General features: G+C 69.4%; 12 protein-coding genes. 2 read left to right on the top strand and 10 right to left on the bottom strand.

Translation table 11 applies throughout. The annotated features are described in order from the left end of the window. Window positions 1-107: 107 nt before the first annotated feature. The 4 genes from BM424_RS25645 to BM424_RS25630 all read right to left on the bottom strand — a co-directional run bounded on the left by BM424_RS25645 (window position 108) and on the right by BM424_RS25630 (window position 3,775). Window positions 108-932 carry a class I SAM-dependent methyltransferase gene (locus tag BM424_RS25645; RefSeq protein WP_093423075.1) on the bottom strand — a complete coding sequence of 275 codons (825 nt, stop codon included), beginning with the start codon at window positions 930-932 and terminating at the stop codon, window positions 108-110. A gap of 412 nt (window positions 933-1,344) precedes the next feature. Further along, complete coding sequence (gene dprE2, locus BM424_RS25640) at window positions 1,345-2,106, bottom strand: decaprenylphospho-beta-D-erythro-pentofuranosid-2-ulose 2-reductase (RefSeq protein ID WP_093423073.1); 762 nt, start codon at window positions 2,104-2,106, stop codon at window positions 1,345-1,347. Further along, on the bottom strand, window positions 2,103-3,455 hold the full coding sequence (dprE1, locus tag BM424_RS25635) for a decaprenylphosphoryl-beta-D-ribose oxidase (protein ID WP_093423070.1): 1,353 nt from the start codon (window positions 3,453-3,455) through the stop codon (window positions 2,103-2,105). Before dprE1 ends, dprE2 begins: the two co-directional genes overlap by 4 nt. Window positions 3,456-3,463: 8 nt before the next feature. Further along, a complete protein-coding gene (locus BM424_RS25630) occupies window positions 3,464-3,775 on the bottom strand; it encodes a hypothetical protein (RefSeq protein ID WP_093423067.1) in 312 nt (103 codons plus the stop codon). A 181-nt stretch (window positions 3,776-3,956) separates the two neighbouring features. Between BM424_RS25630 and BM424_RS25625 the strand changes: the two genes are divergently transcribed. After that, window positions 3,957-4,382: a GtrA family protein gene (locus BM424_RS25625; RefSeq protein ID WP_342742652.1), complete on the top strand. Its 426-nt coding sequence runs from the start codon at window positions 3,957-3,959 to the stop codon at window positions 4,380-4,382. Between the two features lie 492 nt (window positions 4,383-4,874). On the opposite strand, the gene BM424_RS25620 is transcribed toward BM424_RS25625, so the two are convergent. The 5 genes from BM424_RS25620 to BM424_RS25600 form a co-directional block, all read right to left on the bottom strand. Then, window positions 4,875-8,171, bottom strand: a complete 3,297-nt coding sequence (locus BM424_RS25620; RefSeq protein ID WP_093423061.1) for an arabinosyltransferase domain-containing protein — start codon at window positions 8,169-8,171, stop codon at window positions 4,875-4,877. Window positions 8,172-8,387: 216 nt separating this feature from the next. Further along, complete coding sequence (gene glfT1, locus BM424_RS25615; RefSeq protein WP_093423058.1) at window positions 8,388-9,299, bottom strand: galactofuranosyltransferase GlfT1; 912 nt, start codon at window positions 9,297-9,299, stop codon at window positions 8,388-8,390. Then, window positions 9,296-10,114 carry a galactan export ABC transporter ATP-binding subunit Wzt/RfbE gene (gene wzt, locus BM424_RS25610; RefSeq protein ID WP_093423056.1) on the bottom strand — a complete coding sequence of 273 codons (819 nt, stop codon included), beginning with the start codon at window positions 10,112-10,114 and terminating at the stop codon, window positions 9,296-9,298. Before wzt ends, glfT1 begins: the two co-directional genes overlap by 4 nt. A gap of 17 nt (window positions 10,115-10,131) precedes the next feature. Then, window positions 10,132-10,995 carry a galactan export ABC transporter permease subunit Wzm/RfbD gene (gene wzm, locus BM424_RS25605; RefSeq protein WP_175548265.1) on the bottom strand — a complete coding sequence of 288 codons (864 nt, stop codon included), beginning with the start codon at window positions 10,993-10,995 and terminating at the stop codon, window positions 10,132-10,134. A gap of 106 nt (window positions 10,996-11,101) precedes the next feature. Beyond that, entirely contained in the window at window positions 11,102-11,638 is a 537-nt protein-coding gene (locus tag BM424_RS25600) for a bacterial proteasome activator family protein (protein ID WP_245776125.1), read from the bottom strand. Window positions 11,639-11,783: 145 nt separating this feature from the next. Between BM424_RS25600 and BM424_RS25595 the strand changes: the two genes are divergently transcribed. Then, window positions 11,784-12,983 carry a cysteine desulfurase-like protein gene (locus tag BM424_RS25595; protein ID WP_093423050.1) on the top strand — a complete coding sequence of 400 codons (1,200 nt, stop codon included), beginning with the start codon at window positions 11,784-11,786 and terminating at the stop codon, window positions 12,981-12,983. Between the two features lie 50 nt (window positions 12,984-13,033). Here BM424_RS25595 and BM424_RS25590 read toward each other — a convergent pair whose 3' ends face one another. After that, on the bottom strand, window positions 13,034-14,011 hold the full coding sequence (locus tag BM424_RS25590) for an NAD(P)H-quinone oxidoreductase (RefSeq protein WP_093423048.1): 978 nt from the start codon (window positions 14,009-14,011) through the stop codon (window positions 13,034-13,036). Between the last annotated feature and the right edge of the window lie 56 nt (window positions 14,012-14,067).

Here is a 14,067-nt window from a genome sequence, read left to right as displayed (position 1 = left end):
GGATCTCCCGGGGTACCGGAGGAAGAACTGCGTTGATTCTCTTGCAGTTTCACGACCGGCGCCGCACACCGGGTTGCCCGACACGCCGGAACGGCCGCGAAGAGACGTCAGTGGGACCTGCGCGCGACCGCCATGAGATGCGGGCTCGCGCCCAGCAGCTCGGGCACCGACTCGACGCGGCGGATCGCCCGCAGCACCGCGCCCCGGTGCTCCGGATCGGCGAGCCTGCGGGTGTCGGTCGCCCACGCCGCCGCGCTCTCCACCGCCACCAGCTCGATCGCCCGGAACCCCGCGTCGGCGACCTCGTCGCGCAGGTCGGAGGGCCGGTGGAAGTAGGTCAGGGTGAACCAGCGCGGGTGCTCGCCCGGATCGGTGTTGCGGTGCAGGCCGTCGTCGAGCACGCCTTCGACGAGCTGCTCGAAGTCCTCGTCGGCGATGTCGCCCACCGCCACCCCGTCGAACGTCGAGGCGTACCGGGACACCGCCGCCGCCAGCAGGACCCCGCCGGGCTTGAGCACCCGGTGCGCCTCGCGCAAGGCCTGCAACCGGTCGGCGCGCTCCAGCAGGTGGTACAGCGGGCCGAGCAGCAGCACCGCGTCCGCCGTGCCGTCGTCGAAGGGCAGGTCCCGCGCATCGCCGACGGTGCAGCTCGCCAGCGGTGCCGCCGGCTGGGCGGCGGAGGCCTCCGCGGCGGCCGTCACGTGCGGCTCCCACGCGTCGACCAGGTGCACCGCGTAGCCGTCGCGGGCCAGCGGCAGCGCGTAGGCGCCCTCGGCGCCGCCGATGTCGTAGACGACACCGGGCGCGGGCGGCAGATGCCTGCCCAGCAGATCCGCGGTGCGCAGCGCCTCCAGATAGCCCCAGGTGCTCAGGCGATCCCGCTCCGGACCGAGCCGGTAGTACTCGGCGATGGCCGTCTCGAAGTCGTCCACGAGGGATGAGGCTACTGCCGGTGTCCAGCCGCCCACGCGCGGTCCCGGCGGAGGCGCCCGCGATGGGCCGAACGGGCGAAAAACGCGATGTTCCCGGACAGCTCGCGAAACCCGGGAACGGATTCGCGCGTCTCACGGACGTTCCGTGGGTCCCCCGGAAAGTGAGGGCAGGCGGAGGACCCACGGACGCGGATGCCTGGGGAACCCCACTTCTCCGGGCATTCGCGCTTCCTGACGGAAGCCTGGCGGGCGTCGCGATGCCCGCACAAGGACAGATCGCTGCGCGGGGCCGAAACGTTGCCCGCCCGAGGACACCAACCTATCCCAAAACGGGAACGAGCCGGTGGCGGTCGGGGGAGAAGCGGAACGGGGCCGCCGGGAAGCACCCGACGGCCCCGCTGAGCTCAACCGATCAGAACGGCAGCTTCTTGAAGATGAAGCGCGGCACGTGCTTGAGCACGAACATCACCCAGCGCATCTGGCCGGGCGCGTAGACCTCTTCCTTGCCCTTGCGGACGCCGTCGATGATCGCCGCGGCGACCTGGTCGGGGGTCTGCGACATGGGCGGCGGCTTCATGCCCGCGGTCAGCTTCGTGTGCACGAAGTTGGGGCGGATCACGGTGACCTTCACACCGTGCTCCTCCAGCGCGTAGGTGAGACCGGTGTAGAAGATGTCCAGGCCGCCCTTGGACGAGCCGTAGACGAAGTTCGAGCGGCGAGCGCGCTCACCGGCCGGGGACGCCATCACCGCGATGCTGCCGTGGCCCTGCTTCTTGAGCTTGTTGGCCAGCAGCACGCCGAGGCCCACCGGGGCCACGTAGTTGATGTCGGCGACCGCGCGGGCGGCCTCGAAGTCCGTCCAGCCCTTCTCGTTGTCGCCCTGGATGCCGAAGGCGATCAGGGTGACGTCGACGTCGCCGTCGGCGAAGGCCTTGTCGATGACCTCGGCGTGCGTCTCCGGCTTGCGGGCGTCGAAGTGCAGGATCGACACCGTGCTGCCCGTCTTGCGCAGCTCCTCGGCCGCGGCGTTGAGGCGCTCCGACTCCTCCGGGCGGTCGGCCAGCACGATCCGCAGCGGCTGCGCCTGCGCGTACTGCTTCGCGGTGGTCAGCGCGATGTCCGAGGTGCCGCCCAGCACCAGCAGCGATTGGGGATTGCCAACAGCGTCGATCACAGCTCAAGCCTCCGGCTCATGTCTGAGGCGAATTTGCCTTCGGGGTCAATGGTCTTGCGGATCTTGGAGAACTCTTCCGCCCGCGGGTACATCTTGTGGAAGTTCTCGGCCGTCGTGCGCGAGTCCTTCGCGGTGTACAGCCGGCCGCCGAGGCCCATGATCTCCTCGTCCAGCTCCTGGCAGAAGCGGCCCAGGCCGTCCACGATCGGGAAGTCCAGGCACACCAGCCAGCCCGGGTGCGGGTAGGACAGCGGGGCGCGGTTGCCCTCGCCCATCTTCTTGATGACGTTCAGGAACGACACGTGGCCCGAGTGCGCGACCTTGCGGATGATCCGCTTCAGGTCCTCGTCCTTGCCGTACGGCAGCGAGAACTGGTACTGCAGGAAGCCCTGCGAACCGTACGCGCGGCTCCACTCGCCGATCAGGTCCAGCGGGTGGTAGAAGGCCGTCAGGTTCTGGATCAGGTCCCGGCCGCGCTTCGGCGTCTTCATGTAGTACAGCTCACCGATCGTGCCGAACGTGAGCTTGTTCGCCAGCCGCGGCGGGAAGATGTCCGGCAGCGTCAGCAGCTGCGGCGCGTCGAACTTCAGCGGGTCGGCCCGCAGCTTCGGCGGCAGCTGGTCCAGCGTGGCCAGCGAACCGCGGCCGAACGCGCCCCGGCCCAGCTTCGAGCCCGTCGACATCGAGTCGAACCACGCCGACGAGTAGGTGTACTTGTCGTCCGAGCCGTCGTTGAACAGCGCGATCGTCTCGTCGAGGTTCGCCGTGCGGTCGGCGTCGGCGATGAAGTACGCGGTCTCGGTCCGGGTCATCCGGATCGAGGCGCGCAGGATGATGCCGGTCAGGCCGATGCCGGCCACCGTCGCCCAGAACAGGTCGGCGTCCGGGCCGTTCGGCGTGATCGTGCGGATCTCGCCGTCGGCGGTCAGCAGGTCCATCGCCACCACGTGGTTGCCGAAGCTGCCCGCCGAGTGGTGGTTCTTGCCGTGGATGTCGTTGGCGATCGCGCCACCCACCGTGACCTGCCGAGTGCCCGGCAGAACCGGGACCCACAGGCCGTACGGCAGCGCCGCCTTCATCAGCTCTTCCAGGCTCACGCCCGCGTCGACGTCGACGATGGCGGTGTCCGGGTTGATGTCGTGAACGCGGTTCAGCGCGGTCATGTCGACGACCACGCCACCGGCGTTCTGCGCGACGTCGCCGTAGCTGCGGCCCAAGCCGCGGGCGATGACGCCACGCTCGTCGGCGGTGCGCACCGCCTCGGCGATGGCGTCGACGTCGGTCGTGCTGAGCACGCGCGCCCGAGACGGCGCGGTCCGTGCCCAACCGGTCAGCGTGCGGTACTCCATTGCTGCGGTCACAGGCCCAGCCTTCGCGAAAGGTCGAGTGGATTCATCTGCACGTGTGCGACGTGCTCGAACTTGGTGATCTCCAGGAGGCCGTCAGGCGATTCCAGCCGGCCGACGGTCGTCCCGGACAGCTCCGAGGGTGCACTCCCGAGCGTGCGGACGCGGACCTCACCGTCCGCTACGAGCAGACCCGGCGACCGGAGCGGACCGCCGAAGCCTCCCTGCCAGTGGTGGTCGGCGGACGCGCCGACAACAGCCCTGGCCGGCGCCGTGCGCGCCCGGCCTCCCGGCGTCAGCGAGTCGTCCTTTACCGATCCCACCCAGCCGAGTCTATCCGCGCATCGGGTCGTTCTACCGCCGGGTACGAGCGGTCCCCGGCGGTGCGCGAAGCGTCATCGCTACACTCGCGGGGGACGTGTCTACCGCTGTCCGGGCATTCTGGACGCGGACGGGCCCGGGCGTCCGGTCCAGCCGTCGTTGCTTGAAGGTGAACCTGTGACAGTGGCCGAAACCGCAACCGAACCCAAGAAGCTGGGCGTGCTCGCCCAGCTGACCCGCTTCATCGTCATCGGCGGTGGCTGCGCGGTGATCGACTTCGGCACGTACTCGCTGTTGCTGGGCGTGCTCGGGTGGCCGGTGTGGCTGTCGAAGTCCATCTCGTTCATCCTCGGCACCACGGCGTCCTACATCATCAACCGGAAGTTCACCTTCCAGGGCGCGGGCCAGGGCAACACCACGGCGAAGGCCGGCGCGTTCGCCGTGCTCTACACCACGACGTTCTTCGTGAACATGGGCTCCAACCAGGTGCTGTGCGTGCTGTTCAACGCGCACGAGGCGTGGCAGTTCACGTTGTTCTGGGTCATCGCCCAGGGGCTGGGAACGATGATTAACTTCATCATGCTGAAGCTGCTGATCTTCCGGGACTGAGGTCTTTCGGGGTTTTCGGGGCGCTCGACCTGTGTGGGGTCGGGCGTCCTTCTTTTTGGGTTTTGGGGTTCTTGGGGTGCTTTGCGTGGGTGCGGAGTGCAGTTTTAGCCGAAATTGGCCTTCGTTTTGTTGTTTTCTTGCGTTGTGCTGAGCAGCCAATTTCAGCTAAAACTGCACTGCCTCTCGAAACGTACCCGTAGTGGGTCACGTTTACCAAAGCTCGGTGTGCTTGGTCGTGTACGTTTCGAAACGTAGCGCACTTGAGCAACCCAAGCTTTGGTGGAGGCGACCCACTACGGGTACGTTTCGCAAGGCCGTGCAGTTTTAGCTGAAATTGGCACCCTCGAAAAAAGAAGCAGAAGTGCACAACGACGCCAATTTCGGCTAAAACTGCACTCCGCCCCCACCCAAAGAACCCCAAAGACCCCCACCCCACCCAACAGAAGACCCCCGCGAAACGCACGAATCGCGGGGGTCCCCAAGAACGAACAACTACTGCTCCTCCGGAGCCTCAAACCCCTTCACATCGTTCCGGTCGTCCGAGCTGGGCACGTCCCCGGGCAGCTGCAGCGTCTTCGTGAGCGGACCGGGCGTCCAGTTGCCCCAGTGGGTCTCCGTGTGGACGTCCATGGCGGTTTGGGCTGGGACGGCGTCCTGGTCGTACGGGTCGACCGCGTAGATCGAGCCCCAGTCCCGGTGGATGTTGTTCTTCATGTAGGTCGGCAGCTCGCGCATGCTCGTGGCGACGTTGAGCCAGCCGAACGGGCCGCCGGCGTCGGGGGAGGACCAGCCCTGGCCGATGTCGCGGACCTCGGCGCCTGCGGCGACCCGGAACTTCGGGATCTCGGCGACGCCGTGGTGCACGCCCGGCAGTTGCAGGCACGGGTGCACCAGGGCCGCCGTCCACTCGACGAACGTGGGCTGGTCACCGACGAAGTCGGTCATGTTGACCAGCTGCGGGGCGCGCGGGGCGCTGACCGCGACCCACCCGTTCGGGCCGAGGGCGTTGTCGACGGCGACGACGCGCATCTTGGTGGCGCCTTCGGACTTGCCGCCGAGCGTGTAGCGGAAGTCCCGCCAGCCGGGGCTGCCTTCCGGCTGCACCACGTACTTGCGCTCGGTGATCAGGAAGCCGTTCGGGGTGTCGTGCCCGAACTCCAGCGCCACCGAGTTCGCCCCGAGCTCGGCGCCCGCCAGCGACAGCACGACCGGGACCTCGCCCTTCTGCGCGCGCTCGGGCAGGTCGTACCACTGGGTGCGCAGCTCCCCGGTGCCCACGGCGGCCGAGTCGTAGCTGCCCCAGACCGGGGCGTTGTCGTTGCCGAACTGGTGCGGGGGCTTCCAGTTCGGTTCCTGCGGGTCGGTGCCGTCGCCCGGCGGCAGGCCGGGGCGGTTGAAGCCCTGCAGCTTGGCCTTCATGTACTGCTGGGCGTCCTCCTTGTCCTGGAGGCGCTTGGGCGGGACCCCGATGTCCTTGTCCTCGGACGGGGCCGCCACCGACGGCTGGTCGGAGGAGACCCGCAGCATCCCGGACTGGGGGTTGGTCTCGACGTAGATGTAGTCGGAGAGGCCGCAGCTGCTGCCCACGATCTGCTTGATGTTGTCCGCGCCGAGGCTGTAGCTGCCCCACTGCTTCTGGATCACCTTGCCGAAGTTCGCGAGCTCGAACAGCACCAGCAGCGCGCAGATGATCGACAGCGGGGCCGTGCCCATCCGCAGCGCCCGGCTGCGGCCCTCCTCGCGGTTGAACCGCTCGTCGACGACCTTCGGGTTGTGCTCATCGATGCGCAGGTGCTCGATGAACGCCACGACCAGGGCGATGAACGCGATGATCAGCAGCACCGTGCTCAGGTGCTTGCCCTTGAGCTGCGGCGGCATGTTGTACCAGGGCACGCCCCAGCCCGAGACGTACCACCAGGCGTTCGGGCCGGTCGCCGCGAACGCGAGGATCACCATCAGGCCGGCGAAGAACGCCGCCCGGTTCCGCTTCGACCGCAGCACCGTGCTGCTCGTCGCCAGCGCCGTCAGCGCGGCCAGCGCGCCGCCGACGGCGGCGAAGATGCCGAAGTGGTGCGACCACTTGGTGGGGGTCAGCACGAGCACGCCGAACGACATGGCGCTGATCGCCAGCAGGCGGCGGCTCGGGCCCAGCGCCGCACCCCGGATCCGGCCGCGGCGCAGCAGCACCACCGCGCACGTCGCCAGGCACAGGATCACCAGCAGCACCGGGAAGCGCCGCGTCATCGACCCGTCCGGGGTGGGGCTGAACAGCAGGTTGTAGCGGCTCAGCTCCTCGTACCAGCTCTGGCTGGGGCCGACGTCGGTGCGCAGCTCGGTCGCGTCCATCACCGACTGCCAGGTCTGGTCGGCGAACACCAGCGCCAGGATCACGAACCCGGAGGAGGCGATCGGTGCCAGCACCGGCAGCCAGCCGAACTCCATCGCGCGCTTGCGGACCAGCCGGAACAGCGGCTTCAGCGCCGCCACGAACGGCAGCACCGACACCATGCCGTGCGGGTTCGCGCCCACCGACAGCGCCGCCACGACCAGGCCCAGCGCCGCGGGCATCAGCCGGTCGGTGGCCACCGCGCGCTCCACCGCGCACAGCGCCAGCAGCGAGAACAGCACCACGACCGGCTCGGGCCGCAGACCGTTGTCGTAGGGCAGCCAGAACGCCAGGAACACGGCGGCGGCGGCCCAGCCGGCGGCGTTGGAGCGCCGCACCTGCTGGCCGAGTCGCGGCAGCACCTCGCGGGAGATCAGCAGCCAGCTGACGATGCCCATCAGCAGGGCGGGCAACCGCACCCACGGCGTCGCCGTGGAGATCTGCACCCACACCGAGTACAGCTCGTAGAACCAGCCGAACGGCGCCTCCGGGGCACCGAACCAGCGGTAGTAGTTGCTGACGTAGCCGAAGCTCTCGCGCGCCCGCGCGATGTTGAGGATGTAGCCGTCGTCCGAGGTCATCGCCCCGATGACCCACCACACCAGCAGCGATCCGATGACCGCGACGTCGCGGAACGTCGGCTTCCACCAGCCGACCGCCAGCCACTTCGGGGGACGGCGGCCCGCGCGCACGTCCAGGCGCCGCAGGCACACCACCGAGCCGATGAACGTCAGCACCGCCAGCGCCATCGCCGCCAGCTTCAGCGGCGTCGCCTGGCTCTCGTAGCGGGTGTCGACCCGGGCCTCGAACGACAGGCCGTTCACGTCGTCGCGCTGGTCGTCGATGCTGGAGTAGATGCCGGTCAGCTGCGGGCGCTGGTCACCGCGCATGTTCGCGATGGACTGGTCGCCGACGCTCGCGGTGCTGCCGTTGCCGTCGGAGTGCAGCGAGATCGAGCAGTCGCCCGCGGGCATCGGGGCCGTGCCCACCTGCTGGCCCTTGGTCAGCAGCGTCAGCTGGCCGTTGTCGACCTGCAGCGTCAGGCCGGTCAGCTTGCCGTAGTCCGACGACGGCGGGTTGGTGCTCAGCAGCACGGCCGGGCCGGTGGTGCGCGCGTCCAGGCTGCGCGCCGAGGCGCACGGCACCTCGGCGTTGAGCCACAGAGGCGAGTAGGCCACCAGCGGGGCCGACACCGACTTCGTCCCCTCCGACGTCGGCCATTTCAGGGTCGTGACGTCGTAGTTGACGGGGAGGAACGGAATCGCCAGCGCGAGGACCGTGCCCAGCAGGCCCAGAACGGAGGCGAAGAGCTTCAACCGCTTGGCCGACGGTCGAGCGCGGTCGGTCCCGTTGTCTGCCGAAGGGTCGTCCGTTCGGCGGCTGTCATCCTGGCCACTGAGCACGAAGGGAGAATAGTAGTTGCTGGTCCGAGCGCTTTCGCGGCATTCCGGCGGTGTGCGAATCGACACCAGGGGTAACGCCGTGAGCTGCGAACTCAGTTCGATCTCAGGCGCGTCTCAGCGTCCCGTGATCTTCCGGTTATCGAGTCCGGTGTGAAGTCCGCGTAAAAAGCGAGCGGCCGTCGTGCGCGACGACGACCGCTCGGTGCGCTGATCGGATCAGCGGCGGAAGAACCGCTCCTTGCGTCCCTGGATCACCAGCCGCAGCCACTCGCGGAACGCCTTCGGGTCCTTGCGCTGCACCACGAAGTACAGGCCGAACCGCACCACCTCGAGGGCGCCGATCTTGCGCATCCCCGGCTGCGAGAGCAGGTAACCGCGGTTGCGGTAGGTGTAGTAGCGCTTGTTGTCGTCCGACGGGTCCTGGGCGTGGAACCGGCCGCCCAGCATCGGCTTGAACTCCGCCGACCCGTCCGGGTGCAGGAACTTCGTGCGGAACGTGGTGCCGAACGGCAGGCCCGAGCGCACCAGGCGGCGGTGGATCTCCACCTCGTCGCCGCGGAAGAACAGCCGGTAGTCCGGAACGCCCACCACGTCCAGCGTGCTCGCCCGGAACAGCGCGCCGTTGAACAGCGAGGCGATGCCCGGCAGGAACTCCTCCGGCAGCTCGCTGACCTTGCGCTTCCAGGTCAGGCCGCGACGCAGCGGGAACGCCAGCGTGTCCGGGGTGTCGATGTTGACCACCACCGGCGACACCGCGGCCAAGCGGCGCTTCTCGGCGACCTCCAGCAGCGTCGACAGCGCGTGCTCGTCGGCCGGGCGGCCGTCGTCATCGCCCAGCCACACCCACTCCGCGCCCAGCGACAGCGCCGTCAGCATGCCCAGCGCGAAACCACCGGCACCGCCGAGGTTGCGCTGCGAGGCGATGTAGGTGGAGGGCACCGGGCAGTCGTCGACCACGTCCGAGGCCGACTGGTCCGGGCCGTTGTCGACCACGACCAGGTGGTCCGGCAGCCGCGTCTGGCTCGCGATGACCTTCAGGGACTCGGCCAGCAGCTCGCGACGGTGCCTGGTGACGATGACCGCGACTACGGATCCGGCCGGCAGCTGCTGCGCGGAGTCGGTGCTCATGAGCCTTCTTTGCTCCCGATCGTGGCCCGGGATTCGCCGATCCGGGCCAGGGTTTCCTCACTCAGGTTGTTGAAGGGGTCGTACCCCTTGTAGTGCGTCAAGACCTCGCGCAGCGAGCCCTCTTCGCGAATACCGCCCTTGTCCATCCAGATCGCGGTGCTGCACAGCTCGACGAGGAATTCGTCGGAGTGCGAGGCGAAGACAAGCATGCCGGATCGCTTGACGAGATCGTTGAGGCGGTCCCGCGCCTTCTCCAGGAACTCCGCGTCGACCGCGCCGATGCCCTCGTCCAGGATCAGGATCTCGGGGTCGATCGAGGTCACCACGCCCAGCGCGAGCCGGACCCGCATGCCGGTGGAGTAGGTGCGCAGCGGCATCGCCAGGTAGTCGCCCAGCTCGGTGAACTCGGCGATGTCGTCGATCCGCTTCTCCATCTCCTTGCGGGACATGCCCAGGAAGAGGCCGCGGATGATGATGTTCTCGTAGCCGGAGATCTCCGGGTCCATGCCCACGCCGAGGTCGAAGACCGGCGCGACCTTGCCGACCACGCGGGCGCTGCCCCGGGTCGGCTCGTAGATGCCCGACAGCAGCCGCAGCAGCGTGGACTTGCCCGCGCCGTTGTGGCCGACCAGCGCGACCCGGTCCCCTTCGCGCAGCGACATGTTGATGTCGTGCAGCGCCTCGATCACCGGCACCCGGCTGTCGGTGCCGATCTTGCCGCCGGCGCGGCCGAGCACGGCCTTCTTCAGCGAGCGGGACTTCGCGTCGAAGATCGGGAAGTCGACCGCCGCGTTCCATACGTCGATGCTGACCATGGTGTATTCGGCCTCACTCAGACCCAGTAGGAGACACGGGCACGGTAGTTGCGCAGCACGATCAGCGCCAAGGCCCAGCCGACGACGGTGATCGCGCCGCACACCAGCCAGTGGTGCCAGGCGATGGGGCTGCCGAGCATGGGCTGCCGGATGATCTCCAGGAAGTGCATGAACGGGTTGATCTCGGCGAGCTTCGCGCGCTCGGCGATCGCCGGGTTCGGGTTCGACTTGAACTGGTCGTAGTTCCACACGATCGGGGTCATGAAGAACATCAGCTGCACGATGCTCTGGGTCACCGGCGGGATGTCGCGGAACCGGGTGGAGATGGTGCCGACCACCAGGATCACCCAGGCGCCGTTGACCGCGATGAGCGCGAACGCCGGGATCGCCAGCAGCACCGTCCAGCTCAGCGGGTGCGGGAAGACGAACAGCAGCACGAAGTAGACGACGAGGTTGTGCGCGAAGAACAGCACCTGCCGCCACAGCAGCCGCAGCACGTGGATGCTCACGGGCGCGGGGAGCTGCTTGATCAGGCCCTCGTTGGAGATGAAGACCTCGGAGCCGTCGTTGACGCAGTTGCCGATGAAGCCCCACACGATGAAGCCCACGGCCAGGTAGGGCAGGTGCTCGGCCAGCGGCTGCCCGAACAGCTGCGAGTACAGCAGACCGAGTGCGGTGACCGTGACGGCCATGCTGATGGTGATCCACAGCGGGCCGATGACGGAGCGCCGATAGCGCTGCTTGATGTCCTGCCAGCCCAGATGCGCCCACAGCTGTCGCTGGCCGAGGGCGTCACGGATGTCCTTGAACGCTTTTCGCCAGGACCGCGGCGAGATCTCAGACGGCGCCGGAGGTCGGTCTAGCGTGCTCGTAGCATGCACGAGCGAAAGAGTACCGACCACGGCTGCGCACACTCGGCCTGGGCATCACTCGAAGGGGTAGCGCCCGCTTGACGTCGGGCGCTACCTACCGTTACCCCGTGAGCGGTTAGAGGTACTGCCCAGTGCCCTTCAGCGGACCCATGTCCGCTTCGCCGGATCCCGCGGGCAGGCCGCGCCGCATCTGCTCCAGCTGGGCCCGCGCGGCCATCTGCTGGGCGAACAGGGCCGTCTGCAGGCCGTGGAACAGGCCCTCCAGCCAGCCCACCAGCTGGGCCTGGGCGATCCGCAGCTCGGCGTCCGACGGCGTGCTCTCCTGCGCGAACGGCAGCGACAGCCGCTCCAGCTCCTCGATGAGCTCCGGCGCCAGACCCTGCTCCAGCTCCCGGATCGAGGACTGGTGGATCTCCTTGAGCCTGCTGCGGCTGGCCTCGTCCAGCGGGGCCTGGCGGACCTCCTCCAGCAGCTGCTTGATCATCGTGCCGATGCGCATCACCTTGGCCGGCTGCTCGACCATGCCGTTGATGTCCTCGCCCTGCTCCGGGGCCTCGTCGCCCGCCTCGGCGGCGGCGTCGGACGAGGCGGCGCCGACGGGGTTGCCGTCCTCGCCGACCACGAACACCTGCGGGCGCTGTTGTTCGTTCATGCCTCCCATGCTTCCAGTCTGCCGCGCCCGCGCGCGGCCGGTCGCCCCGACTCGCCCGCAGCGCTGGGGAAACGGATCACGAGTGATGCGGTAATGGACACCCGGAGGCGGAAACGCGGCCCGCGCTTGCGTAATGTCTTCGACCATGGCGTTCGACGTCGCGGCGGTTCGCGGACTCTTCCCCGCGCTCGGCGACGGGTGGGTGCACCTGGACGCCCCGGCGGGCATGCAGGTTCCCGAGCAGGTGGCCACGGCGGCGTCGACGGCGCTGCGGGCCCCGGTGTCCGGGCCTGGCGGGAACTTCCCCGCGTCGCAGCGCGCCGAGGCGATCGTGGAGGCCGCCCGTCGTGCGATCGCGGATCTCGTAGGTGCCAAGCCGTCCGGGGTGGTGCTCGGGCCGAACTCGGCCGTGCTCCTCGGGCGGCTCGCCGACGCGCTCGGCGACGGCTGGATGATCGGCGACGACGTCGTGGTGTCCCGCCTCGACTCGCCCGCCAACGTCGACCCGTGGCAGCGCGCCGCCCAGCGCTCCGGCTCCACCGTGCGCTGGGCGGAGATCGACATCGAGACCTGCGAGCTGCCGACCTGGCAGTACGGTGAGCTGGTCACCCCGCGCACCAAGGTCGTGGCGGTCACCGCCGCCTCCGGCGCGGTCGGCACCCGGCCGGACCTGCGCCCGGTCGCCGAAGCCGCCGAGGAGCACGACGCGCTGCTGGTCGTCGACGCCTCCGCGGCGGCCCCGTTCGTGCCGCTGGACATCACCGAGCTCGGCGCCGACGTCGTCGCCGTCAACGCCTCCGCGTGGGGCGGTCCGCAGGTGGGCGCGCTGGCGTTCCGCGACCCGGCGATGCTCGACCACCTGCCGTCGGTGGCGCTGGACCACAGCGCCCGCGGCCCGGAGCGGCTGGAGATGGGCCCGCACGCGCTGCCGCTGCTGGCGGGCCTGGTCGCCTCGGTGGACTACCTCGCCGGGCTCGACGACGCCGCCGTCGGCCCCCGCCGCGAGCGGCTGCTGACCTCGCTGCGCGCGGTGAAGTCCTACCAGGCCGGGCTGCTGAGCTCCCTCACCAGCGGGCTGCGCAGGATCGACGACGTGGTGCTCATCGGCGACTCGATGCGGCGCATCCCGGCGGTGGCCTTCACCGTCAACGGAGTGAAGGCCGAGGACGCGGTCGCGCACCTCGCCGACCAGGGCATCTGCGCCTTCGCCGACCCCGGCAGCCACGGCGTGTTCGCGGCCCTGGGCGCGGCCGAGGTGGGCGGGGCCGTGCGCGTGGGCCTGGCCCACTACACCAGCACCGCGGAGATCGACCTGCTCCTCCAGGCGGTCTCGACCCTCACCTGAGCGGGCGGGAATGCCGCGCGGGGCCGGACCCGCGCGCGACATCCGCGTCCTCAGCGCACCAGGAGGATCTTGCCCCGGACGTCGCCTGCTTCGAGGGTGGCGTGGGCGCGGGAGGCCTCGGCCATCGGGACGCGGGCGTGCACCGGCATCCGGACCTTCCCCGCTTCGACCAGCGGCCAGAGGCGCTCGCGCACGTCGGCGACGATCCGGGCCTTGCCGTTCGGGCCCTCGACGGGACGGCCGCGCAGCCCGAGCATCGACATCCGCAGCCGCTTCATCAGCATCTTGCCCATGTTCAGCTCGGCCTTGGCGCCGCCCTGCATGCCGATCACCGCCAGGAACCCGTCGGGCGCCAGCGCCGAGAGGTTGCGGTCCAAGTAGGACGCTCCCATGTTGTCCAGGATGACGTTCGCGCCGCCGAGCTCCTTGACGACCTCGACGAAGTCCTCGTCGCGGTAGGAGATCACCGGGTCCGCGCCCAGCTCCGCGCACAGCGCCCGGCTCTCCGCCGATCCCGCGGTCGCCGCGACCCGCGCGCCCAGCGCCTTGGCGACCTGGATGGCGCAGGTGCCGATGCCGCCCGCGCCGCCGTGCACCAGGAACAGGTGCCCCTCGCGGAGACCGGCCTCCATCACCACGTTCGACCAGACCGTGCAGGCGACCTCGGGGATGCCCGCCGCCTCCACCAGGTCCACGCCGTCGGGCTTGGGCAGCACCTGCGCGGCCGGGACCGCGACCCGCTCGGCGTAGCCGCCGCCCGCGAGCAGCGCGCACACCTCGTCGCCGACGTTCCAGCCGGTGACGCCGTCACCGATCTCGGCGATGGTGCCGGAACACTCCAGTCCGGGGATGTCGCTTGCGCCCTTCGGCGGCGGGTAGTTGCCTTGGCGCTGAGCGAGATCGGCGCGGTTGACGGCACCGGCGGCGATGTCGATGACGACCTCGCCGGGGCCGGGTTCGGGGTCCGGGTGCTCCGTCCACACCAGAACGTCGGGGCCGCCCGGCTCGCTGATTGAAATCCCATGCATGCCCGTGACGGTAGTCAGCCTCGGGCGGAGCGAAAACCGAGAACCCGGGACCGGGC

The sequence above is a fragment of the Saccharopolyspora flava genome, assembly GCF_900116135.1.
GTDB lineage: Bacteria > Actinomycetota > Actinomycetes > Mycobacteriales > Pseudonocardiaceae > Saccharopolyspora > Saccharopolyspora flava.
The sequence above is the reverse complement of the archived record's forward strand: the minus strand, read 5'-3'. Positions and strand labels throughout refer to the sequence as shown.